We start from the raw sequence: 23,507 nt of genomic DNA on the forward strand, positions 1-23,507 counted from the left end.
GGCGCGCCTGGGCAACACGGGCAAGCACCGCGTTTCGAACACTGTGCAAGCAGCATAGCAGCCCGTCATCCCGGCCGCCGCGAAGCGTCCGTTCAGCGTCAGGACAGCAAAAAGCACCGAAATTTCACATCAAATCAGTATGATCGGCAGCATAGCGGCATTGCTGTCTACTCTTTACCGCCTGTGGATAATTTCCCCGGCCTTAACATCGGACGTCACGACCCCATGAGCCAACTTCCTTTCCTGCCTTTCTCCAAGCCCACCATCGACGAAGCGACCATCGCCTCGGTAGCCGACGTGCTGCGTTCCGGCTGGATCACCAGCGGTCCCAAGGTCGCGGCCTTTGAAGCCCAGTTGTCGGAATACTTTGGCGGACGTCCGGTGCGCACCTTCAACTCCGGCACCTGCACCATGGAGATCGCCCTGCGCATCGCCGGCATCGGCCCGGGTGACGAAGTCATCACCACGCCGATTTCCTGGGTCGCCACCGCCAACGTGATCATCGAAGTCGGCGCCACTCCGGTGTTCGCCGATATCGACCCGGTGACCCGCAACATCGACCTGGACAAGGTCGAGGCCGCCATCACCCCGCGTACCAAGGCGATCATCCCGGTGTACCTGTCCGGCCTGCCGGTGGACATGGACCGCCTGTACGCCATCGCGAAGAAACACAACCTGCGCATCGTCGAAGACGCCGCCCAGGCCCTGGGTTCGGAATGGAACGGCCAGAAGATCGGCGCCCTCGGCGACTTCGTCTCGTTCAGCTTCCAGGCGAACAAGAACATCACCTCGTCCGAGGGTGGCTGCCTGGTGCTGAACAACGCCGAGGAAGCGCGCCTGGCCGAGAAATATCGCCTGCAGGGCGTGACCCGTACCGGCCATGACGGGCTGGACGTGGACGTGCTCGGCGGCAAGTTCAACATGACCGACGTCGCCGCCGCCATCGGCCTGGGGCAATTCGCCCATATCGACGCGATCACCGCCCATCGCCGCGCAATGGCCCAGTACTACTTCGAGTGCTTCGGCAGTGATTTCGAGGAAAAGTACGGCGCACAACTGCCGGTGAAGGACTTCACCCACAGCAACTGGCACATGTTCCAGCTGGTGCTGCCTGAGCGCCAGGACGGTCGTCCGGCACGGGATACCTTCATGGAGGACATGAAGCAGCAGGGTATCGGCATCGGCTACCACTACCCGTCGATCCACCTGCTGAGCCTGTACCGCGCCCGCGGCTTCAAGGAGGGCATGTTCCCGATCGCCGAGCGGGTGGGTCGCCTGATCGTCTCGCTGCCGATGTTCAACGTGCTCACCAAGGCCGATGTCGAGCGCTCGGTGGCCGCGGTCAAGGCCGCACTGTCACGCTGAGAGCGAGGCGCCTGCCCGATTCGCGGGTAAACCACGCTCCTACAGGATTGAGTCGTACACGTTTTCTGCGTACATCACACAATCCGTAGGAACGTGGCTTGCCCGCGAACCGGACGCCGGGTCACTCGCCGATGACGGCCTTGTAGCCAGCGGCGTCCAGCAGCTTGTCCAGCTCGGACTTGTCCTTGGGCTTGAGCTTGAAGATCCATGAATCGTAAGGTTCTTCGTTGAGCAGCTCCGGCGAGTCCGCCAGTTCCTCGTTCACCGCGATCACTTCGCCGGACACCGGCGCATAGATATCGGAAGCGGCCTTCACCGACTCCACCACGCCTGCCGCGTCGCCGGCAGCGAAGACCTTGCCGACTTCGGCCAGCTCGACGAACACCACATCCCCCAACGCCTGTTGAGCGTGGTCGCTGATACCCACGGTCACTGTGCCATCGGCTTCCAGGCGGGCCCATTCATGACTTTCGGCATAACGCAGATCGGTAGGGATAGTGCTCATGTTTCAGTGTCCTCGAAAAAAGTATCAGCTGCCCATCCTGCGGGCCTGCCGGAATTGAAATCAGACCAGGGTCTTGCCATGACGCACGAACGTCGGCTTGACCACGCGAACCGGGTACCATTTGCCGCGAATTTCCACTTCGGCACGATCCGCCGTCGCCGTGGGAACACGAGCCAGCGCAATCGACTTGCTAAGCGTAGGAGAGAAACTACCACTGGTGATCTCACCTTCGCCAATATCGGCGATACGCACCACCTGGTGAGCGCGCAGGACACCCCGTTCCTCAAGGACCAGGCCGACCAGCTTGAGCCGTGGTCCGGCGGCCTTTTCCGCTTCAAGGGCGGCCCGGCCGATGAAGTCGCGGGAGGCCGGCTCCCAGGCGATGGTCCAGGCCATGTTGGCGGCCAGCGGCGAGACATTGAGGTCGATGTCCTGGCCGTAGAGGTTCATCCCGGCCTCGAGCCGCAGGGTGTCACGGGCACCGAGGCCGATCGGCGAGATACCGGCACCGACCAGGTCGTTGAAGAATGCCGGCGCCTGCTCGGCCGGCAGCACGATCTCCAGGCCATCCTCGCCGGTGTAGCCGGTACGGGCGATGAACCAGTCGCCGTCGCTGCGGCCTTCGAAAGGTTTGAGCTGCTGGATCAGTTGGCCACGGGACTGGCTCACCAGTTCGCTGATCCGATGTCGGGCCTGTGGGCCCTGGATCGCCAGCATCGCCAGCTCGGGGCGTTCCAGCAACTGGACGTCGAAGCCTGAACACCTGGCGTTCATCCAGGCCAGGTCCTGGTCACGGGTGGCCGCGTTGACCACCAGCCGGTAACCGGCCTCCGTGCGGTAGACGATCATGTCGTCGACCACCCCGCCCTGCTCGTTGAGCATGGCGCTGTAGAGGGCGCGGCCCGGGCTGTCGAGGCGTTCGACATCATTGGCCAACAGCTGTTGCAACCAGGCCTTGGCCTGGCTGCCGGCGACATCGATCACCGTCATGTGCGACACATCGAAAACCCCGCAATCGCGCCGCACCTGATGGTGCTCCTCGACTTGCGAGCCGTAATGCAGAGGCATGTCCCAACCGCCAAAATCGACCATCTTCGCGCCTAGGGCGAGGTGCAGGTCATACAGAGGCGTGCGCTGTCCCATGGGTTTCTCCTTCCGGGCGTGGCGAAGGTGCGGACAGGCGACGGACTGGCTGCAGCCCTTTATGAATGGGGCCTTGAGCCGTGTTCCAACACCCGGTCTGTCAGACGGACCGCACCGAATGCCGCGCATTGTAGCCGCAAGGGACCGACCTGGCACCTAACCGATTTGCCTTGCCGAACGCCGGATCAGGCCGATCACCGGCAACAGGCCGACCAGCACCAGGGTCAGGGCCGGCAACGACGCCCGCGCCCACTCGCCCTCGCTGGTCATCTCGAAGACCCGCACCGCCAGCGTGTCCCAGCCGAACGGACGCATCAGCAGGGTCGCCGGCATTTCCTTGAGCACATCGACGAATACCAGCAGCGCCGCACTCAGCGTGCCGGGCAGCAGCAGCGGCAGATACACTTTGAAAAACAGTCGTGGTCCGCCCACCCCAAGGCTACGGGAAGCTTCCGGCAATGACGGACGAATACGCTCCAGGCTGTTTTCCAATGGCCCGTAGGCCACCGTGATGAAACGTACCAGGTACGCCAGCAACAGCGCCGAGAGGCTGCCCAGCAGCAGGGGCTTGCCGGCACCACCAAGCCAGCTCGACAGCGGGATCACCAGCTCGCGGTCCAGGTAGCTGAAGGCGAGCATGATCGACACCGCCAGCACCGAGCCAGGCAGTGCATAACCGAGATTGGCCAGGCTGACCCCGCTGCGGATCGCCCGGGTCGGCGCCTGGCGGCGGGCAAAAGCCAGCAGCATCGCCACCGCCACGGTCACCAGCGCGGCCAGGCCGCCCAGGTACAGGGTATGCAGGATCAGCCCGGTGTAGCGCTCATCCAGGTCGAAGCGACCGCGCCGCCAGAACCAGGCCAGCAGTTGCAGCAGCGGCACGACGAAGGCGCAGGCAAACACCAGCAGGCACCAGCCGCTGGCGGCCCAGGCCTTGAGGCCGTGCAACCGATACAGCGCGCTGCCCCGGGGGCGCTCGTTGCCGGCGCGACTGGCACCACGGGCACGCCGTTCGCCATAGAGCACCAGCATCACCGCGAGCAGCAGCAGGCTGGCCAACTGGGCAGCGCTGGACAGGCTGAAGAAGCCGTACCAGGTCTTGTAGATCGCGGTGGTGAAAGTATCGAAGTTGAACACCGATACCGCGCCGAAATCCGCCAGGGTTTCCATCAGCGCCAGGGCCACCCCGGCACCGATGGCCGGCCGCGCCATCGGCAGCGCGACCCGCCAGAACGCCTGCCAGGGCGACTGGCCGAGCACCCGCGCCGCCTCCATCAGGCCCTTGCCTTGGGCCAGGAATGCGCTGCGTGCCAGCAGGTAGACGTAGGGGTAAAACACCAGCACCAGGACCAGGATCACCCCGCCGGTGGAGCGCACTCGCGGCAACCGCAGGCCGCTGCCGAACACGTCGCGCAGCAGGGTCTGCACCGGACCGGAGAAGTCCAGCAGGCCAACGAAAACGAAGGCCAGGACATAGGCCGGGATGGCGAAGGGCAGCATCAGCGCCCAGTCGAGCCAGCGTCGCCCCGGGAACTCGCAGAGGCTGGTCAGCCAGGCGAGACTGACCCCGAGCAGGGTGACGCCGACCCCGACACCGACTACCAGGGTCAGGGTATTGCCCAGCAGGCGCGGCATCTGGGTGTCCCAGAGATGGGACCAGATCTGCGAATCGATCGACTGCCAGGACAGCATCAACACGCTCAGCGGCAACAGCACCAGGGCGGCGATGGCGAAGACCAGGGGGTACCAGCGGCGTTGGATGGGGTGGGCCAAGAGAGTTCTCGAAACTGGAAAGGTAAGACGGCTATCCAGATAACCGCAATGTCTGTGGCGAGCGGGCTTGCCCGCGCTGGGGCGCGAAGCGACCCTGAAACCAGCCACCGCGCTCTACCTGATGCAGCGCAGTAGCCGATTTTGCGGCTGCGTTGCAGCCGAGCGCGGGCAAGCCCGCTCGCCACACAAGCCTGTAACCACACGGAGCTGTTAACCAAGCCCGATCACCACAGGTAGGCGCCTCACCAGGCTCCAGTGCCGGCTCAGTTCCAGCCGGCACGGTCCATCAGGCGGATCGCCTCGGCCTGGCGCTTGCCGGCAATCTCCACCGGCAGCGCGTCGGGAACGAACTTGCCCCAGCTCGCCACTTCCGCCGACGGCGGCACCGCCGGGTTGGCCGGGAACTCCTGGTTCACGTCGGCAAAGATGCGCTGGGCCTCGGGCGTGGTCATCCATTCGACCAGCGCCTTGGCCGCTTCCGGATGCGGGGCATGCTTGGTCAGGCCGATGCCCGAGAGGTTCACGTGCACGCCACGATCGCCCTGGTTCGGCCAGAACAGCTTCACCGCCAGGTTCGGGTTCTGCTTGTGCAGGCGCCCGTAGTAGTAGGTGTTGACGATCCCGACGTCGCACTGCCCGGCGTTGATCGCCTCAAGCACTGCGATGTCATCGGAGAACACGTCGGTGGACAGGTTGTTCACCCAGCCCTTGAGGATCTGCTCGGTCTTTTCCGCGCCATGGACTTCGATCAGGGTGGCGGTCAGCGACTGGTTGTAGACCTTCTTCGCCGTACGCAGGCACAGGCGGCCTTCCCACTGCTTGTCGGCCAGCGCCTCGTAGGTGGTGAGGTCGGCCGGCTTCACCCGGTCGGTCGAGTAGGCCAGGGTCCGCGCACGCAGGCTCAGGCCGGTCCATTGGTGGGCCGAGGAGCGATACTGCAGCGGGATATTGCTGTCGATCGTCTTCGAGGTGAAAGGTTGCAGGATGCCCATCTGCTCGGCCTGCCAGAGGTTGCCGGCATCGACGGTGAGCAGCAGGTCGGCGGTGGCGTTCTCGCCCTCGGCCTTGATCCGCTGCATCAGCGGCGCTTCCTTGTCGGTGATGAACTTCACCTTGACCCCGGTCTTCTGGGTGTAGGCATCGAACACCGGCTTGATCAGTTCGTCGATCCGCGAGGAATAGACCACCACTTCATCGGCAGCGTGGGCAGTACCCGCCATCAGGGTCAGGGCCAAGGCTGTCAGTAGGCGCTTCGGTGCCGGCATGGGAGCGTTCCTTCGAGTTCGGAATGAGCGCGAAATGATAGTGACTCACATTTGCGCCCTCAACCGAAGTCGGAACGGAGGCGTTACCAGATGTTGCACGATCCCCTGGCAGCGCCTCAGGCCCTGGCCAACTCCGGCAGGTCGCCGGTCAGCCCCAACGCCTGGCGGACGAACAGCGCCTTGGCCTCGGGCATCTGCTCGACGACCTTCAGGCCGGTGTTGCGCAGCCAGCGCAACGGCAGCGGATCGGCCTGGAACAGCCGTTCGAAGCCCTCCATTGCCGCCATCAATCCCAGGTTGTGCGGCATGCGCCGACGCTCGAAACGGCCAAGCACCTTCACACTGGCCAGCCGCTCACCGCGCTCGATCGCCCGTAGCAGCACTTCGGCCAGGACCGCGGCATCGAGGAACCCCAGGTTCACGCCCTGCCCCGCCAACGGGTGGATGGTGTGGGCCGCATCACCGATAAGCGCCAGTCCTTCGGCGATGTAACGCTTGGCGTGGCGCTGGCGCAACGGCACGCAAACCCGCGGGTCGACAGCCAGCACCTCGCCGAGACGGCCCTCGAACGCCCGCTCCAGCTCATGGCGGAAGGCTGTTTCATCCAGCGCCATCAGCCGCTCGGCTTCGCTCGGCGTGGTCGACCAGACGATCGAGCACCAGTCCTGCTGGCCGTCGCGCTCCAGCGGCAGGAACGCCAGTGGGCCATCATCGGTAAAGCGCTGCCAGGCGGTCATCCGGTGTGGCTTGCCGCTGCGCACGCTGGTGACGATGGCATGATGCATGTAATCCCATTCCCGCGTCGCGCAACCGGCCAGGCGCCGTACCGCCGAGTTGGCACCGTCGGCAGCCACCACCAGCGGCGCACGCAGCTTGCGGCCATCGGCCAGGGTCAGCAGCCAGTCATCACCCGAGCGGCGCATCTGCTCCAGCCGCGCATTGGCCAGCAGGCCCATGTCACAGTCGTGCAGGCGATCGAGCAGGGCATCCTGCACCACCCGGTTCTCGACGATATGCCCGAGCACCTCGGCGTGCACGCTGGCCGCCGAGAAATGGATCTGCCCGGTGCCGCTGCCATCCCAGACCTGCATGTCGCGGTAGGGGCTGGCACGCCGACCGGCAATGCCCGGCCAGACATCCAGGCGTTCGAGAATGCGCTGGCTGGCAGCTGACAAGGCGCTGACCCGCGGTTCGAACGGCGCCTGCGGATCGAACGGTTTGACGCTCATCGGGCCGCCATCAAGCAGCAGCACCTGCAGGCCGCTGTCCTTCAACGCCAGGGCCAGGGCACTGCCGACCATCCCGGCCCCGACAATCAGCACATCTGCGCGCATTTCCATGCTTCAAACCTTAGCAAGTGATGTAGGAGCCGGCGGTGCGGCGATCCGACTTGCCCGCGAAGCTTTTTGGCGGCCTTGATGGCCCCTTCGCGGGCAAGCCCGGCTCCTACAGGATTCGTGGTAGCCAGAGACAACACAAGACTCTAGACATCGGCACGCGTTCCCAGGCCCATGGCCTGGCGGGCGAACCAGCGCTTGGCCGGTGGCAGCAGATCGAGACCCAGCAGGCCGAGGTTGCGCCCCAGCGCGACCAGCGGCTGGCCACTGCCGAACAAGCGGGTGACACGGTCGGAAAAACCGACGGTCAGCGTCTGGTCCAGGCGCTGGCGCTCCTGGTAGCCACGCAGGGTGGCAAGGTCGCCCAGCGGCGCCTCGCTGGCCAGCAGGGCCTCGGCCAGGGCCTGGGCATCGCGCAGCGACAGGTTGAAACCCTGCCCGGCAATCGGGTGCAGGCTGTGGGCGGCATTGCCCAGCACCGCCAGGTGCGGGCGAACCTGCTCCTCGGCCTCCACCAGCGTCAGCGGATACAGGTGCCGCGCACCGACCTGCTTCAGGGTCCCCAGGCGATAGCCGAATACCCCCTGCAGCTCGCTGAGGAAACTGCGTTCGTCCAGCGCCGCGAGCCGCTGCGCATCCATCCCGAGGCGGGTCCAGACCAGCGCACAACGGTTGTCCGGCAACGGCAGCAGGGCCATCGGCCCCTCATCGGTGAAACGTTCGAAGGCCATGCCGTGATGGGCTTCGCTCGGCGAGATATTGGCAATCAGCGCGCTCTGGTTGTACGGCCGCTTGCGCACGCCGATGCCCAACTGCTCGCGCAAGCCGGAGCGACCACCATCGGCCAGCACGGCCAGGTCGCACTCAAGCACCGTGTCATCGTTGAGGCTCAGGCGATAACCGTCTTCCAACGGTTGCAGGCGGGTTACCTCGGCCGGGCAGCGCCAGCTGACCACGTCCTGGTCCAGGCCCTGCCAGAGACATTGGCCGAGCCAGGCGTTCTCCACCACGTAGCCGAGGGCCGGCACGCCCTCTTCGATGGCCGACAACCGTGCCGTGGAGAAACGGCCGCGATCGGACACGTGGATCTGCTTGATCGGCTCGGCTCGCTGGGCGATCGACTGCCACAGGCCAAGGCGCTCGTAGATCTGCCGGGAGCCGAAGGACAGCGCCGAGGACCGGGCGTCATAGCTCGGCTGGTAGCTGTCCCCAGGGGCGAAGGGTTCGATCAGCACGATCTTCCAACCACGCGCCTTGGCCCCGGCCTGCAGCGCCAGCGCCAGGCTGGCGCCGACCAGGCCGCCACCGATGATCGCCAGATTGACCCGGCTCATGCCGCCGTAGCCCGGGCAGCGGCCATCAGCGCCTCGATCTCGGCCACGGTCTTGGGCACACCGCCGGTCAGGATTTCACAACCTTGCTTGGTCACCACCACGTCGTCCTCGATGCGCACGCCAATGCCGCGCCATTTTTTCGCCACGTTCTGGTTGTCGGGGGAAATGTAGATCCCCGGCTCCACTGTCAGCGCCATGCCGACTTCCAGCACGCGCCATTGATCGCCGACCTTGTAGTCGCCGACATCATGCACATCCATCCCCAGCCAGTGACCGGCCCGATGCATGTAGAAAGCCCGGTAGGCCTCGGTCTCGATCAATTCGTCGACCTCGCCCTCCAGCAGCCCCAGCTCCACCAGGCCGCGGGTGATCACCTGCACGGTGGCTTCATGGGCCTGGTTCCAGTGCTTGTCCGGGGCGATCTCGGCGAACGCGGCCTCCTGGGCGGCCAGCACCAGTTCGTAGATCGCCTTCTGCTCGGGCGAGAACCGGCCACTGACCGGCCAGGTCCGGGTGATGTCGCTGGCATAGCAGTCGATCTCGCAGCCGGCATCGATCAGCACCAGGTCGCCATCCTTGAGCACCGCGTCATTCTGCTGGTAATGCAGGATGCAGCTGTTGCGCCCGGCAGCGACGATCGAACCGTAGGCCGGCATCTTCGCCCCACCCTTGCGGAATTCGTAGTCCAGCTCGGCCTCCAGGCTGAACTCGTGCAGGCCGGCACGACCCGCCTGCATGGCGCGGACATGGGCTCGCGCGGAAATCGCCGCGGCCTCGCGCATCACCTTCACCTCTGCCGCCGATTTATACAGGCGCATGTCGTGCAGCAGATGATCCAGGGCAACGAATTCGTTCGGAGGCTGCGCGCCGAGATGAGCCTTGGAGCGGATCACGTTGATCCAGTCCATCACGTGTCGATCGAATTCCGGGTTGCTGCCCATCGCCGAATACACCCGGTCGCGCCCTTCGATCAGGCCCGGCAGGATGTCGTCGATGTCATTGATGGGGAACGCGTCGTCCGCCCCGTAGTCGCGGATCGCGCCTTCCTGGCCGGCGCGCAGGCCATCCCAGAGCTCACGTTCGGCATTGCGCTCGCGGCAGAACAGCACGTATTCGCCGTGGGCCCGGCCAGGGATCAGCACGATCACCGCCTGGGGCTCGGGAAAACCGCTCAGGTACTGGAAGTCGCTGTCCTGGCGGTAGACATGCTCGACGTCGCGGTTGCGGATCATCACCGCCGCCGCCGGCAGGATCGCAATGCTGTTGGGTTCCATCTGCGCCATCAGCGCCTTGCGACGCCGGGCGTACTCCGCTTTGGGGATGTGGATCATGGGCAGAGGGAACTCCCTTGTCGTACTCAGTGCAGCGAAGGCTTGGCAGCCGGTTCGGCCGGCTTGTTGACCTCGGTGAACAGCAGCAGCGGCGCGACACGCAGGTACTCCATGACCTCCATGTAGTCGCTCTCGCCGTCATCGGACTCTTCCAGGGCGTCCTGGACCTGGGCGATCGCGGCCAGGTCCTGCAGCACCTCGGTGGCCTCGATGCTCAGGGCGTTGGCGCGGTAGGTCAGGCCGAAACCGGCGAGGAAGCCCTGGCACCACTGGCCCAGTGCGGCGGCACGCTCGGTCAGCGGCGCGTCGTCGCTCGGCAACAGCAGGACCACGGTCATGTCATCGCTGGTCAGTTCGCCCTTGACCATCTCCTGCAGGCCGATCAGGGCGTTGCGCACGTTGTCCTGGGGCTCGCCTTCGAGCAGCTCGGCGGCGTCCACCAGCCAGCTGTCGGCTTCGAAACCGGCGCCGGCGCAGCTGCGACCGAGCAACAGGCCGTGCAGTTCGGCCGGCGAGACCGGATGACCATTGCTGCTCAACAGGGTGGCAAAGGCGTTATAGGGGGAATTCTGAATAGGCATGGGCGGCTAGGCGCCGAACGGCGCAATGTCTAGAATGAAGGCCTTGTATCCTAGCATTCGAGGACACGCCAAGACCATCGAGGCGGACAACTCGTTTGCCAAGCGCTCCAGTCAACACCGCTCATCAGTCATATTCAGTCGACATCAAAGTAGATAACGAATGGAAGACAACGACCTGCACGCACTGATGGCCAGGCTCGAACTGTTGATTAACCGGGTCGAGCAACTAAAAAGCCAAAACGGACTCCTATTAGCTCAGGAAAAGACCTGGCGCGAGGAGCGCGCACACCTTATTGAAAAGAACGAAAACGCCCGGCGCAAGGTTGAATCGATGATTGCGCGCCTCAAGGCCCTGGAGCAAGACTCATGAGTTCAAGCAATAACGTTACCGTGCAAATACTCGATAAAGAGTACTCGATCATCTGTCCCCAGGAAGAGCGCAGCAACCTGGTCAGCGCCGCACGCTACCTGGACGGCAAGATGCGTGAGATCCGCAGCAGCGGCAAGGTGATCGGTGCCGACCGCATCGCCGTGATGGCCGCGCTGAACATCACCCACGACCTGCTGCACAAGCAGGAGCGCCCGGACGTACAGGCCAGCAGCTCGACGCGCGAACAGGTGCGTGACCTGCTGGAACGGGTGGACCTGGTGCTGTCTTCCGATTCGGACACCAGCAAAGGCTGATTCCCACGGCCCTTTCAGTTATACTGGCATCACTCCCTGGGGTGCTTGCCAGTTGACGATGTCCCTGAGCCGATTTGCACTACCCTGGAATTTGCACGTTGGGCCGGTGTGCATGTCCGCTAGACGGAAAGCCTTAACGCCTACTGCACCTTCCACCTTGAACTTTCGGGTTCAAGGGCTAAGTCGACAGCGGTACATCCGGGGAGCCTGAGTTCCGGGCCAGTGTCGGTGCACACCGACATTTGCCCTCACGGGCTGCCGTCCTGGCCGCTCCATTGCCTACAGCACGAATCCATGACCGAACCTGCGCCGCTTTCCCGCCCGCAACTTCGACGACTGCTGCGCAAGGCGCGCCGCGCACTCTCGCCCGGCGAGCAGCGCCAGGCCGCACGTGGCCTGTATCGACAGCTGGCCCAACACCCCCTGTTCCGCCGCGCCCGCCATGTCTCCCTGTACCTGCCGACCGACGGCGAGATCGACCCGCGCCTGCTGCTGCGCGAGGCACAGCGCCGGGGCAAGTACACCTACTTGCCGGTGTTGAGCGCCTGGCCACGGACCAAGATGGTGTTCCAGCGGATTCGTCCCGGAGAAAAGCTGCGGCCCAACCGCTTCCGTATTCTCGAGCCGCGGATCAACCCGGCCGCCCAGCGCAAGGTCTGGGCGCTCGACCTGGTGCTGTTGCCGTTGGTCGGTTTCGACCCGCTCGGCGGACGCCTGGGCATGGGTGGGGGGTTCTACGATCGCAGCCTGGCCTATCAGTCGCGTCGACAGAACTGGCGCAAGCCGACCTTGCTCGGGCTGGCCCACGAATGTCAGAAGGTGGCGAGACTGGACCAGGCCAGTTGGGATGTACCGCTACGGGGAACGGTGACGGACAGCGCGTGGTATATCGCGCAATGAGGCAAGGGCGTCAGCCTGGGTGGCGACGCCTTTCTGGCACGATCAGCGCTTGAACAGGGTCGACTGCTGGGGCTGTTGCTGTGCGACTTCGACTGGAGCGTCCTTCTTGCCGGACCATAGGCCCTGGGCATAACCCGTAGTCACCACACCCAAACCGAACAAAATAACCAACGTCCATAGCAGATCCGGTTTGCGTTTCATCGATTGCCCCCCTAGGCAACTCAGATACGATGACAGCAGCGGTTTGTTGAGTCAGCCGTGCAGCAGCGTCAAGCTTAAAATCCCGGCATTTTGCGATAACGTGAACCACTACGCAAACGCTGGCGTCAACCGACTGTCGGTTTGTATGAAATTGCCCGACAAACTGCCCAAGGAGCACCACCATGGCCTACTGGCTGATGAAATCCGAGCCCGACGAACTCTCGATCGAAGGCCTGGCCAAGCTGGGCGAAACCCGCTGGGACGGCGTACGCAACTACCAGGCGCGCAACTTCCTGCGGAGCATGGCGGTGGGCGACGAATTCTTCTTCTACCACTCCAGTTGCCCTGAACCCGGGATCGCCGGCATCGGCAGGATCGTCGAGGCGGCCTACCCGGACCCGACGGCGCTGGACCCGCAAAGCCACTACCACGACCCCAAGGCCACGGCCGAAAAGAATCCCTGGAGTGCATTGCAGGTCGGGCATGTCGAGACCTTCGCCAAGGTGCTCGGCCTCGGCTACCTGAAACAGCAGGCGGCGCTGGCGCAAATGCCGCTGGTGCAGAAAGGCAGCCGCCTGTCGGTCATGCCGGTAACGGCCGAGCAGTGGGCGGCCGTGCTTGCCTTGCGATGATTCCCTATTGTGGGAGCCGGCCTGCTGGCGATAGTGGTGGATCAGGAGACCCTATGATGACTGAAAAATCGCTATCGCCAGCAAGCCGGCTCCTACAGGTGCAGCGTGATACCAGAGAAACCCGCGTTACTGCACGATCAGGTTGTTGAACAGCAGGTCTTCCACCTGCGGCTTGCCGGTCTCGTCGGTGAGCACCTGCTGGACCTGCTTGAGGGCTTCCTGGCGCATCTTTTCCTTGGCCTCGACGTTGCTCATCGAGTCCACGGTCTGCTGGGCGAACAGTGCCACCAACTGGTTGCGGATCAACGGCTCGTTGGCCTTGACCGCCTGGGCTGCCGCATCACCGGTCACCCGCACCGCCACGTCGGCCTTGTAGACCTTGAGCTTCGGAGTGCCGTCCAGGCCATAGTTGCCCACGAATGGCGGGCTCAGGCTGATATAGCTGACCTTGGGCGCCGCGCCCTCGCCTTCCTTGGCCTCTTCCGCCATCACCGCCATCGGCAGCGACAAGGCCACCATCAACATGATCCACGCTTTCACGATTCGCTCCTCAATCCGGTTTGCGGTCTAGCATAGCGAGCCGTGCCAGATAGCCCAAGCACAAAGCTTATAGGTGACTATCAGGCCAGGGCATGCTCGTTGACCCTTCGATTCACACTCCTACACTTATCGGCCATCACTCCCAAAGGAATAGCCCGATGAAAGCCGTACTGTGCAAAGCCTTCGGCACTGCCGAGACGCTGGTGCTGGAGGAAATCGCGAGTCCGACTGCGAAGAAGAACGAAATCCTGCTGCAGGTCCATGCCGCCGGGGTGAACTTCCCGGATACGCTGATCATCGAGGGCAAATACCAGTTCAAGCCGCCCTTCCCGTTCTCGCCCGGCGGCGAGGCCGCCGGCGTGGTCACGGCCGTGGGAGAGAAGGTCGGCCATCTCAAGGTCGGCGACCGGGTCATGGCCCTGACCGGCTGGGGCAGCTTCGCCGAGGAAGTGGCGGTACCCGCCTACAACGTGCTGCCGATCCCCGCCACGATGGATTTCACCAGCGCCGCCGCCTTCAGCATGACCTACGGCACCTCGATGCATGCCCTCAAGCAACGCGCCCAATTGCAGCCTGGGGAAACCCTGCTGGTGCTCGGTGCTTCCGGCGGTGTCGGCCTGGCGGCGGTGGAGATCGGCAAGGCGATGGGCGCACGGGTGATCGCCGCCGCCAGCAGCGCCGACAAGCTCGCCGTGGCCAAGGCCGCCGGCGCCGATGAGTTGATCAACTACAGCGAAACCAGCCTCAAGGACGAGATCAAGCGCCTGACCGATGGCAACGGTGCCGACGTGATCTACGATCCGGTGGGCGGCGACCTGTTCGACCAGGCCGTGCGCTCCATTGCCTGGAACGGCCGGCTGCTGGTGGTCGGCTTCGCCAGCGGGCGCATCCCCGAGCTGCCGGTGAACCTGACGCTGCTCAAGGGCGCTGCAGTGGTCGGGGTGTTCTGGGGCTCCTTCGCCCAACGCCAGCCACAGGACAACGCGGCGAACTTCCAGCAACTGTTCGCCTGGTTCGCCGAGGGCAGGCTCAAGCCGCTGGTGTCGCGGACCTATCCGCTGGCCGAAGCGGCCCGCGCCATCGATGAGCTTGGCCAGCGCAAAGCCGTGGGCAAGGTGGTGGTCCAGGTCCGCTGACACAGGTTTCATCCGGCCCTCGCGCCGAACAGGGCTATATTCAGCCCCATGGACCGACAGCGCCCAGCCCGGGCGCTGCTCCCAATCCCATGGAGGCACATCGATGATTGCGCTGCTGCACAAACTGCTACCTGGTGCCCTGCTGTTGTCGGCGCTGATACTGCCCGTCACGGCCCAGGCCCAGAAGACGCAAGGCCTGCGCGACACCACCGTGCTGATCGTCCGGCACGCGGAAAAACCCGACCAGGGCCGCGGCCTCAGCCCCCGGGGCGAGCAACGCGCCCAGGCCTATGCCAGCTACTTCGACCCGCTCAAGCTCAAGGACCAGGACCTGGTACCGCAACGCCTGATCGCCACCAGCGACAGCAAGGAAAGCGACCGCCCGCGCCTGACCCTCACCCCGCTCGCGCAACGCCTGCAACTGCCGATCGAACAACCGTACGCCGACGACCAGGTCGACAAGCTGGTCAAGTCACTGGGCAAGGACAACCCGGCACCGGTGCTGCTGATCGCCTGGCATCACGGCCACATCGACAACCTGATCGAGGCCTTTGGTGGCGACACGAAAAAGCTGCTGGGCCACAAGCACTGGCCGGATGACGTCTACGACTGGCTGCTGGTCCTGCGTTTCGATGATCAGGGCAAACTGGTCGAATCGCGCAGCGAAAGGATCCAGGAACACTTGCTGCCCGGCGATGGCGGGACTCCCTGAAAACGTCCTTCACTTAATCCTTCGCGACATGTTCAAAAAACAACATCAAGAATGCTCCATTTCTTACATTTGTAGATGAGAAAGCCTGCTATTTTCGGTAACGAAAATGTAACATTCGCATCCGCAGTCAAAACAAGAAATCTGGAGCTCTTGAATGTTTGCCTTCTTTCGACCTGCCGCACACCGGGCACCCCTGCCCGAGGAAAAAATAGACAGCACCTACCGACGCCTGCGCTGGCAGATCTTCGCCGGGATCTTCTTCGGCTATGCCGGTTACTACCTGCTGCGCAAGAACTTCTCGCTGGCCATGCCGTACCTGATCGAACAGGGCTATAGCCGTGGCGACCTGGGTGTGGCGATGTCGGCGATCGCCATCGCCTACGGCCTGTCGAAGTTCCTCATGGGCCTGGTGTCCGACCGCTCCAACCCGCGCTACTTCCTGACCTTCGGCCTGCTGATCTCTGCGGCGGTGATGTTCATTTTCGGTTTCGCACCCTGGGCCACGTCCAGCGTCACCATGATGTTCATCCTGCTGTTCATCAACGGCTGGGCCCAGGGCATGGGCTGGCCGCCGAGCGGACGGACCATGGTGCACTGGTGGTCGCAAAAGGAACGCGGCAGCGTGGTGTCGGTGTGGAACGTCGCGCATAACGTCGGCGGGGGTCTGATCGGCCCGCTGTTCCTGCTCGGCATGGCCTGGTTCAACGATTGGCATGCAGCGTTCTACGTACCGGCGACCGTGGCCCTGGGCGTCGCGGCATTCGCTTTCATCACCATGCGCGATACCCCGCAGTCGGTCGGCCTGCCGCCCGTCGAGAAGTACAAGAACGATTACCCCGAAGGCTACGACGCCAGCCACGAAAGCGAATTCAGCGCCAAGGAAATCTTCGTCAAGTACGTGCTGCGCAACAAGATGCTCTGGTACATCGCCATGGCCAACGTCTTCGTCTACCTGCTGCGCTACGGGGTCCTGGACTGGGCGCCGACCTACCTCAAGGAAGCCAAGCACTTCGACGTCGACAAGACCTCCTGGGCCTATTTCTTCTACGAGTGGGCAGGGATTCCGGGCACGCTGCTGTGCGGCTGGATGTCGGACAAGATCTTCCGCGGCAACCGTGGCCTGACCGGCATGGTGTTCATGGGCCTGGTGACCGTGGCGACCCTGGTGTACTGGCTCAACCCGGCCGGCAACCCGACCGTCGACATGATCGCGCTGTTCTCCATCGGCTTCCTGATCTACGGCCCGGTCATGCTGATCGGCCTGCAGGCGTTGGAACTGGCACCGAAGAAAGCCGCAGGCACTGCTGCCGGCTTCACCGGCCTGTTCGGCTACCTGGGTGGTTCGGTCGCGGCGAGTGCCGCCATGGGCTACACCGTCGACCACTTCGGCTGGGATGGCGGTTTTGTCCTGCTGGTGGTGGCCTGCCTGCTGTCCATGGCCTTCCTGGCCCCGACCCTGTGGCACACCCGCGCGGCCAGTTCGAGCCGTAGCGCTATCGCCTGACCCACCTCACCCCGTGGGAGCCGGCCGTCTCCCACACGGGCAATCCCGTGCATGCATCGGGCTTCAGTGCGAGCCAGAGCGGCAGCGCTTGAGCCGTGCCTCCAGGTTGCGATCCGGCATGGCATGGCTGCGCAGGGCGCTGGCGGTCTGTTCGACGTAATCGCGGGTGGTGCCGTAACGCCCGCAAGCACTTTGCAGCACTTGGGTCAGCACGCTGTCAGGCAGGTTACCGGCATAGCTGGGCAGATGCCGCTCGAGCACGAAGCCCAGGGCCTGAACCGTCTGTCCGGTTTCCAGCCGGCAGTTGAGCCAGTGCGGTCGATAGGACGGCACTGGCATCTCGCGCTGCCACAGGGCATAGAGCGACGCCTCCAGTTGATCCTCCGGCAGCCGGTAGGCAAAGCCGCTGCAGGAGCCGCCACGGTCCAGGCCGAACACCAGCCCCGGCAACTCCGGCGTGCCGCGATGCTCATGGGACCACAGGTACAGGCCACGGTGATAGCCGTGCACCCGCCCCCGCACGCGCTCCACTGCCGAACACTCCGGCCGCCAGATCAGTGAACCGTAGGCAAACAGCCAGACCGGCCCTCCCTTGTGTCGGGCCATCGTGGCCTGCATCGAGCTGAGCAATTGTTCGTGGGTCAGTTGCGCCCCCAGCTCAAGGCGCGGCGGATAAGCCAAACCCGATAACACAGGATCTGTAGCAGCCATGACGAATCGCGCGGGGCTCCTGAGTGGTTACCAGTTGTAAGTCACTTTACCGTAATAGAACGCGCCGCTGTAACCGTACGGCGAATAAGTGCTGTAGGCCAGGTTGCCGCCGCTGTTGGCGTAGGCGCTGAGCTTCTCCGGGTACTTGTCGGTGACGTTGTCGCCGCCCAGGGTGAAGGTCCACTGCTTGAGCTTGTAGTCCGCCGCCAGGTCCAGCAGCCAGGCCGCCTTGAAGGTCTGGTCGTTGATCGCGTCGGCCTGGTAGCTGGTGAACGAACCGTAGCGGGTCAGGTTGCTGTGCAGCACCCAGTTGCCGAAGCTCAGGTCGTTGCCGAACGTCAGCTTGTGCCGGGGCGTGGTATCGCCCAGCAGGCCCAGCCGCTCACGACGATCCACCCGCACCAGGTTGACCCCCAGTTGATTGAGGATCGCCGGGTTGTCCTTCACATCGGTGACCTTGGTCCTGTTGTAGTTATAGCCCAGGGTGCTGTTCCAGCGCGCGCCGTTGTCCAGCTGATAGCGATAGTTGGCCACCAGGTCGATGCCGTTGGTGCTGGTGTTGGTGGCGTTGGTGAAGTAACGCGCGCTGGTGTAGTTGATGTTGCCGACCCCGTTGGCCTGCAGGTAGTTGATCGCGGCGTTGTTCAGCACCAGGTTGGACGACAGGCTGATGCGGTCACGGATGTCGATGCGGTAGAAGTCGGCCGTCACCGTCAGGTTGTCCGCCGGCTCCAGTACCAGGCCGAGGCTGTAGTTGCGCGATTTCTCCGCCTTCAGGTCCTCGGCGCCGAGCAGCCGCGCCACCTGGCTGTTGGCGGCGAAGGTGCCGGCTTCCTGCACGGTCGAGCCGATCAGTTGCGACGAGGTGTAGGTGAAGTTCTGCTGGGCCAGGGACGGCGCGCGGAAACCGTTGGAAATGCTGCCGCGCACCGCCACCTGCGGGGTGAAGTCGTAGCGCGCCGACAACGAACCGCTGACGTTGGAGCCGAAGTCGCTGTAGTCCTCGTGGCGCACCGCTGCCGAGGCGCTGAGCTTCTCGGTGAAATGGGTTTCCAGGTCCAGGTACTGGGCGAAGTTGTGCCGCGAGTAGCTGCCGGCGTCCGCGGCACGGAAGCCGCCAAGGCCCGAACTGCCGCTCTGGTAGTAGGACTCGGGCTGGCCGGCGCTGATCTGGTAGCCTTGGCGCAGGTACTCGGCACCCAGCGCCACCGAGACCGGGTACGGCAGCCAGCCGAGGCTGAATTCGCGCGACAGGTCGAGGTTCAGCTGGCGCTGGTCGTTGCTCAGGGTGCCGTTGTCGAATTTGCGCGGGCTGTTCAGGCCCAGCGAGGTGTTGATGGTTTCGGTGCTCAGCTCGTACTCGTTCTTGCCGTAGTTGGCCGACAGGTCGTAGTGCCAGTCATCCGCCAGCAGGCCGCGCAGGCCGACCACCAGCGAGGTGTCCTCGAGGTTGCCGTGGATCAGTGGCAGGTAGCCGTCGGGGAAGATCGCCGGGATGTTGTTCGAAGCGTTGCTCGCCCGGTAGAACGCCGCCGTTTCGCCGCGACGCTTGCTGTAGCCACCGAAGCTGTAGAGTTCGGCGGCGTCGTTGAAACTGTAGGCGGAGTTGAACTGCAGCTTGCCCTCGTTGGTGGCCGGCTCGCCTTGGCGGAACACCTGCTGGCCATAGGTCGTCGAGCCGACGCTGGCCGGGCGATAGTCCTTGCCGGCGCGGTTGGTGTAGTCGTTGTCGGCCCCTTCGCCGGAAAGGTTGAAGAAACCGTTATCGCCCAGGACGAAGCCGCTGTTGCCGTCGAGCTGGCGATGAATGCCATCGCCCTTCTTGTATTCGCCGAACTTGCTCGAGATCGAGCCGCCGTGGTCGGCGCTCTTGAGGATCACGTTGATCACCCCGGCAATCGCATCGGAGCCATAGCGGGCCGAGGCGCCATCACGCAGCACCTCGATGTGGTCGACCGCCGAAATCGGGATCGCATTCAGGTCGGCCGGGGCCGAGCCACGCCCTACCGCACCCCCGAGGTTGACGAAGGCACTGGTATGCCGGCGCTTGCCATTGACCAGTACCAGCACCTGGTCCGGCGACAGGCCGCGCAGTTGCGCCGGACGCACCAGCTCGGCGCCATCCACCAGCGACGGACGCGGGAAGTTGATCGAGGGAATCAACCGCGACAGGACCGTGCCCAGCTCATCCGAGCCGCTGCTGCGCAGGCTGTCGCCACTGATCACGTCGATCGGCGACAGCGAACCACTGGCGGTGCGCTCCTGGGCGCGGGTGCCGGTGACAATGACGGTATCGAGTTTCGGCGCATCGGCCGTGGTGTTTTCCGAGTCGGCGGCAGCCACCGAGGTGAAGGTCATCGCGCCTGCGGCGGTCAGCAAATGAGCGGACAAAATCGCCGAGTACAGCCGGTGTTGCGTGTTGCTCCCCATACCGCTCCCCTTGGAATCCAAAGTCGGGGCCTCATGCCCCGAGTTCGCACGATCGGTCCGTGTGGCGAACGGTGTCGGTCATGGTGTTGATGTTTGCCAGGATGCAAAGCCGGTAGTCCGATGTCATATAGCCTAATGATATGTAACAAATAAATTAAATACCGGAATCGAATATGGATAAGCTAAACGCAAGATTGGTAAAAATCCCTACGGACCTTTCAGAGAGCAGGAGCTGACGAGCCGCGGCCAGGCTCCGTATAACGGCCAGCTCCTTGAACCATCGCATGCCAGAGAGGCCAGGCCACATGAATCGAACCTTGCTCGCCGCCATCCTTGCCCTGACACTGGGCCCGGCCAGCGCCGCGCTCGCCATCCAGGACACGCCAGTGGAAAAGGGCTTCTGGTACGCCCAGACCAGCCTGTATACCCGGCACTATTCGCCAGCCCCCGAACACAACAACAACCAGGACCTGCTCGGCCTGGAGCGTCATGACGGCTCGGGATGGCTGTATGGTGCGGCGACCTTTCGCAACTCGTTCAGCCAGCGCTCGTACTATGGCTATGTCGGGCAGCGCTTCGACAGTGCGCGTTATCCGCTGTATGCGAAGGTGACGGGAGGGTTGTTGCAGGGCTATCGCGGCGAGTACCGCGACAAGATCCCGTTGAACCGCCTGGGCGTGGCACCGGTGGTGATTCCGTCGGTGGGCACCTACTACGGGCCGGTGGCGGCGGAACTGGTGCTACTGGGGTTCAATGCGGCGATGATCACCACCGGGGTTCGATTCTGACGCATTCGCAGCGCTGTTGTGGCGAGGGGGCTTGCCCCCGCTGGGCGGCGCAGCCGTCCCCAGACCTGCCACCCGGAACTGTCAGGTAATGCGAGGTAGCCGGCATCAGGGGAGCTTCGCTCCCCAGCGGGGCAAGCCCCCTCACCACAACAGCGCTCACTGTCTCAGTTGAAGGCCAATCAGGGCCTGGGCGCGTAGGCGAACACATCGGCACGCATCTGGTGCGCGTCCATCCCCGCCTCGACCAGCGCATCCAGCGTTGCATAGATCATCGCCGGCGAGCCGCTGGCATAGACCCGCACGCTCGACAGGTCGGCAATGTCCTCGCAGACCGCCTCGTGCAGCATGCCGCAGCGCCCTTCCCAGCCACACAGGTCGCTGACCACCTTGTGCAGGAACAGGTTGGGCAACTTCTGCCACTCGTCCCAATGCTCCAGCGCGTAGAAGTCCTCGGGCCGCCGCACGCCCCAGTACAGGTGCACCGGGTGTTCGAAGCCCCGCGACCGGCAATGCTCGATCAGGCTGTGCATCTGCGCCATGCCGGTACCGGCGGCGATCAGCACCAGCGGCGCATCCGGCAACTCGGCCAGGTGGGTATCGCCGAACGGCAGTTCGACCCGCGCCATGCGGTTGCGCTGCAACTGCTCGATCAGCTTGCGCGCGCTGGCTTCACGGGCCAGCACATGCAGCTCCAGGTCGCGCCCGGCATGTGGCGCAGAGGCCAGGGAAAACGCCGATTTCTCGCCGCTGTCACGCTCGATCATCAGGTATTGCCCGGCGTGGTAGCGCGGCGGCTTGCCCGCCGGCGCCCGCAGGCGTACCCGCCAGACATCGCCGCCGATCTCGACGCATTCGGTCAACTGACACGCCAGGCTACGCACCGGCAATTCTCCCAGGGCCAGGACACCATCCCAGAGCACCACGCAATCTTCCAGGGGCTCGGCGATACAAGTGTAGAACTCGCCATGGTCACGGACAGCGCCCGCCTGCGCGACCCGCCCTTCCACCAGCAGGGCCGCACAGACGTGACAGTTGCCATTGCGGCAGCTTTGCGGGCAGTCATAGCCCAGCCGCCGGGCACCGTCGAGAATCCGCTCTCCTGGCCGTATCTCCAGTACGGCTCCAGAGGGCTGCAAGGTCACACGCATCAATCTATTCCTAACTGATTCCAGATGGCATCGATCCGCCGGGTCACGGCTTCATCCTTGACGATCACCCGCCCCCACTCGCGCGTGGTCTCGCCGGGCCACTTGTGGGTGGCGTCCAGCCCCATCTTCGAGCCCAGGCCGGAGATCGGCGAGGCGAAGTCGAGGTAGTCGATCGGAGTGTTGTCGATCATCACCGTGTCGCGCTTGGGGTCCATGCGCGTAGTGATGGCCCAGATCACGTCATTCCAGTCCCGGGCGTTGATATCGTCGTCGGTGACGATAACGAACTTGGTGTACATGAACTGTCGCAAAAACGACCAGACCCCCAGCATCACGCGCTTGGCATGGCCCGGATAGGACTTCTTCATGGTCACCACCGCCATGCGGTACGAGCAGCCTTCGGGCGGCAGGTAGAAGTCGGTGATTTCCGGGAACTGCTTCTGCAGGATCGGCACGAACACTTCGTTCAGTGCCACACCGAGAATCGCCGGCTCATCCGGCGGCCGTCCGGTGTAGGTACTGTGGTAGATCGGCTTGATCCGGTGGGTGATGCGCTCGACGGTGAGCACCGGGAAGTCGTCGACCTCGTTGTAGTAGCCGGTGTGGTCGCCATACGGGCCTTCCGGGGCCATCTCGCCCGGATGGATGACACCCTCCAGGACGATTTCCGCAGTGGCCGGCACCTGCAGGTCGTTACCGCGACACTTCACCAGCTCGGTGCGATTGCCCCGCAGCAGGCCGGCGAAGGCGTACTCGGACAGGCTGTCCGGCACCGGCGTGACCGCGCCGAGAATGGTCGCCGGGTCCGCCCCCAGGGCCACGGACACCGGGAAAGGCTGGCCCGGGTGCTTCTCGCACCACTCGCGATAGTCCAGCGCGCCGCCACGGTGGCTGAGCCAACGCATGATCACCTTGTTGCGGGCGATCACCTGCTGGCGGTAGATACCGAGGTTCTGGCGATCCTTGTTCGGCCCCTTGGTGACCGTCAGGCCCCAGGTGATCAGCGGCGCCACGTCGCCCGGCCAGCAGTGCTGCACCGGCAGCTTGCCGAGGTCGACGTCGTCACCCTCGATGACGATTTCCTGGCACGGCGCGTCCTTGACCACCTTGGGCGCCATGGCAATGATCTTGCGGAAGATAGGCAGCTTGGACCAGGCATCCTTGAGCCCCTTGGGCGGCTCCGGCTCCTTGAGGAAGGCCAGCAGCTTGCCGATCTCGCGCAACTCGCCGACGTCATCGGCACCCATGCCCAGAGCGACCCGCTCCGGGGTGCCGAACAGGTTGCCGAGCACCGGGATATCGAAACCGGTGGGCTTTTCGAACAGCAGCGCCGGGCCCTTGGCCCGCAGGGTGCGGTCGCAGACCTCGGTCATTTCCAGGATGGGGGACACCGGAACCTGGATGCGCTTGAGTTCGCCGCGCTGTTCCAGGCCGCTGATAAAGTCGCGCAAGTCGCGATACTGCATGCGTGAGCCTCGTAGGGTCCG

23 protein-coding genes and 1 other RNA gene are annotated in these 23,507 nt (G+C 64.1%); 10 read left to right on the top strand and 14 right to left on the bottom strand.

The window, feature by feature from the left end:
* Positions 1 to 225: 225 nt before the first annotated feature.
* Positions 226 to 1,365 (top strand): DegT/DnrJ/EryC1/StrS family aminotransferase, encoded by a 1,140-nt coding sequence (locus HU752_RS31200; RefSeq protein ID WP_186683581.1) that lies wholly within the window; start codon positions 226 to 228, stop codon positions 1,363 to 1,365.
* Between the two features lie 121 nt (positions 1,366 to 1,486).
* Here HU752_RS31200 and gcvH read toward each other — a convergent pair whose 3' ends face one another.
* From gcvH to HU752_RS31240, 8 genes are all read right to left on the bottom strand, one after another.
* Positions 1,487 to 1,870: a glycine cleavage system protein GcvH gene (gene gcvH / locus HU752_RS31205; RefSeq protein ID WP_186683580.1), complete on the bottom strand. Its 384-nt coding sequence runs from the start codon at positions 1,868 to 1,870 to the stop codon at positions 1,487 to 1,489.
* Positions 1,871 to 1,930: 60 nt separating this feature from the next.
* Complete coding sequence (gcvT, locus tag HU752_RS31210; RefSeq protein WP_186683579.1) at positions 1,931 to 3,013, bottom strand: glycine cleavage system aminomethyltransferase GcvT; 1,083 nt, start codon at positions 3,011 to 3,013, stop codon at positions 1,931 to 1,933.
* Positions 3,014 to 3,169: 156 nt separating this feature from the next.
* Positions 3,170 to 4,786, bottom strand: a complete 1,617-nt coding sequence (locus HU752_RS31215; protein WP_186683578.1) for an ABC transporter permease — start codon at positions 4,784 to 4,786, stop codon at positions 3,170 to 3,172.
* Between the two features lie 263 nt (positions 4,787 to 5,049).
* Entirely contained in the window at positions 5,050 to 6,051 is a 1,002-nt protein-coding gene (locus HU752_RS31220; RefSeq protein ID WP_186683577.1) for an extracellular solute-binding protein, read from the bottom strand.
* 116 nt (positions 6,052 to 6,167) lie between these two features.
* Entirely contained in the window at positions 6,168 to 7,385 is a 1,218-nt protein-coding gene (locus HU752_RS31225; protein ID WP_186683657.1) for a 2-octaprenyl-3-methyl-6-methoxy-1,4-benzoquinol hydroxylase, read from the bottom strand.
* A gap of 149 nt (positions 7,386 to 7,534) precedes the next feature.
* Positions 7,535 to 8,722 carry a 2-octaprenyl-6-methoxyphenyl hydroxylase gene (gene ubiH, locus HU752_RS31230; protein WP_186683576.1) on the bottom strand — a complete coding sequence of 396 codons (1,188 nt, stop codon included), beginning with the start codon at positions 8,720 to 8,722 and terminating at the stop codon, positions 7,535 to 7,537.
* Positions 8,719 to 10,053, bottom strand: coding sequence for a Xaa-Pro aminopeptidase (pepP, locus tag HU752_RS31235; RefSeq protein WP_186683575.1), 1,335 nt, complete (start codon positions 10,051 to 10,053; stop codon positions 8,719 to 8,721). Before pepP ends, ubiH begins: the two co-directional genes overlap by 4 nt.
* 26 nt (positions 10,054 to 10,079) lie before the next feature.
* Positions 10,080 to 10,634 carry a YecA/YgfB family protein gene (locus tag HU752_RS31240; RefSeq protein WP_186683574.1) on the bottom strand — a complete coding sequence of 185 codons (555 nt, stop codon included), beginning with the start codon at positions 10,632 to 10,634 and terminating at the stop codon, positions 10,080 to 10,082.
* A gap of 160 nt (positions 10,635 to 10,794) precedes the next feature.
* Here HU752_RS31240 and HU752_RS31245 point away from each other — a divergent pair, with 160 nt between their 5' ends.
* From HU752_RS31245 to HU752_RS31260, 4 genes are all read left to right on the top strand, one after another.
* Positions 10,795 to 11,004, top strand: a complete 210-nt coding sequence (locus HU752_RS31245) for a TIGR02449 family protein (RefSeq protein WP_186683573.1) — start codon at positions 10,795 to 10,797, stop codon at positions 11,002 to 11,004.
* Positions 11,001 to 11,318 carry a cell division protein ZapA gene (locus HU752_RS31250; protein WP_186683572.1) on the top strand — a complete coding sequence of 106 codons (318 nt, stop codon included), beginning with the start codon at positions 11,001 to 11,003 and terminating at the stop codon, positions 11,316 to 11,318. Before HU752_RS31245 ends, HU752_RS31250 begins: the two co-directional genes overlap by 4 nt.
* Positions 11,319 to 11,348: 30 nt before the next feature.
* Positions 11,349 to 11,527: non-coding RNA, 6S RNA (ssrS, locus tag HU752_RS31255), on the top strand.
* An 85-nt stretch (positions 11,528 to 11,612) separates the two neighbouring features.
* Entirely contained in the window at positions 11,613 to 12,218 is a 606-nt protein-coding gene (locus HU752_RS31260; RefSeq protein ID WP_186683571.1) for a 5-formyltetrahydrofolate cyclo-ligase, read from the top strand.
* Between the two features lie 42 nt (positions 12,219 to 12,260).
* Here HU752_RS31260 and HU752_RS31265 read toward each other — a convergent pair whose 3' ends face one another.
* Positions 12,261 to 12,419, bottom strand: a complete 159-nt coding sequence (locus tag HU752_RS31265; RefSeq protein WP_186683570.1) for a hypothetical protein — start codon at positions 12,417 to 12,419, stop codon at positions 12,261 to 12,263.
* Positions 12,420 to 12,601: 182 nt separating this feature from the next.
* Between HU752_RS31265 and HU752_RS31270 the strand changes: the two genes are divergently transcribed.
* Entirely contained in the window at positions 12,602 to 13,051 is a 450-nt protein-coding gene (locus tag HU752_RS31270; RefSeq protein WP_186683569.1) for an EVE domain-containing protein, read from the top strand.
* A 126-nt stretch (positions 13,052 to 13,177) separates the two neighbouring features.
* On the opposite strand, the gene HU752_RS31275 is transcribed toward HU752_RS31270, so the two are convergent.
* The gene (locus HU752_RS31275) at positions 13,178 to 13,591 is read right to left on the bottom strand and encodes a flagellar basal body-associated protein FliL (RefSeq protein ID WP_186683568.1); all 414 of its coding nucleotides are present in this window, start codon (positions 13,589 to 13,591) and stop codon (positions 13,178 to 13,180) included.
* A gap of 158 nt (positions 13,592 to 13,749) precedes the next feature.
* On the opposite strand from HU752_RS31275, the gene HU752_RS31280 reads away from it, so the two are divergent.
* The 3 genes from HU752_RS31280 to glpT all read left to right on the top strand — a co-directional run bounded on the left by HU752_RS31280 (position 13,750) and on the right by glpT (position 16,943).
* Positions 13,750 to 14,727: an NADPH:quinone oxidoreductase family protein gene (locus HU752_RS31280; RefSeq protein ID WP_186683567.1), complete on the top strand. Its 978-nt coding sequence runs from the start codon at positions 13,750 to 13,752 to the stop codon at positions 14,725 to 14,727.
* 103 nt (positions 14,728 to 14,830) lie between these two features.
* On the top strand, positions 14,831 to 15,439 hold the full coding sequence (locus HU752_RS31285) for a flagellar basal body-associated protein FliL (protein ID WP_186683566.1): 609 nt from the start codon (positions 14,831 to 14,833) through the stop codon (positions 15,437 to 15,439).
* A gap of 154 nt (positions 15,440 to 15,593) precedes the next feature.
* A complete protein-coding gene (gene glpT / locus HU752_RS31290) occupies positions 15,594 to 16,943 on the top strand; it encodes a glycerol-3-phosphate transporter (RefSeq protein WP_186683565.1) in 1,350 nt (449 codons plus the stop codon).
* A 63-nt stretch (positions 16,944 to 17,006) separates the two neighbouring features.
* On the opposite strand, the gene HU752_RS31295 is transcribed toward glpT, so the two are convergent.
* Both HU752_RS31295 and HU752_RS31300 read right to left on the bottom strand, forming a co-directional pair.
* Positions 17,007 to 17,654, bottom strand: coding sequence for a gamma-glutamylcyclotransferase (locus HU752_RS31295; RefSeq protein WP_026144976.1), 648 nt, complete (start codon positions 17,652 to 17,654; stop codon positions 17,007 to 17,009).
* A 27-nt stretch (positions 17,655 to 17,681) separates the two neighbouring features.
* Positions 17,682 to 20,084, bottom strand: a complete 2,403-nt coding sequence (locus HU752_RS31300; RefSeq protein WP_186683564.1) for a TonB-dependent receptor plug domain-containing protein — start codon at positions 20,082 to 20,084, stop codon at positions 17,682 to 17,684.
* 305 nt (positions 20,085 to 20,389) lie between these two features.
* On the opposite strand from HU752_RS31300, the gene HU752_RS31305 reads away from it, so the two are divergent.
* A complete protein-coding gene (locus tag HU752_RS31305; protein WP_186683563.1) occupies positions 20,390 to 20,872 on the top strand; it encodes a sn-glycerol-3-phosphate transporter in 483 nt (160 codons plus the stop codon).
* A 179-nt stretch (positions 20,873 to 21,051) separates the two neighbouring features.
* Here HU752_RS31305 and HU752_RS31310 read toward each other — a convergent pair whose 3' ends face one another.
* A complete protein-coding gene (locus tag HU752_RS31310) occupies positions 21,052 to 22,020 on the bottom strand; it encodes a CDP-6-deoxy-delta-3,4-glucoseen reductase (RefSeq protein WP_186683562.1) in 969 nt (322 codons plus the stop codon).
* On the bottom strand, positions 22,020 to 23,486 hold the full coding sequence (ubiD, locus tag HU752_RS31315) for a 4-hydroxy-3-polyprenylbenzoate decarboxylase (protein WP_186683561.1): 1,467 nt from the start codon (positions 23,484 to 23,486) through the stop codon (positions 22,020 to 22,022). Before ubiD ends, HU752_RS31310 begins: the two co-directional genes overlap by 1 nt.
* Positions 23,487 to 23,507 lie beyond the last annotated feature (21 nt).

The sequence above is a fragment of the Pseudomonas vanderleydeniana genome, assembly GCF_014268755.2.
Lineage (GTDB): Bacteria > Pseudomonadota > Gammaproteobacteria > Pseudomonadales > Pseudomonadaceae > Aquipseudomonas > Aquipseudomonas vanderleydeniana.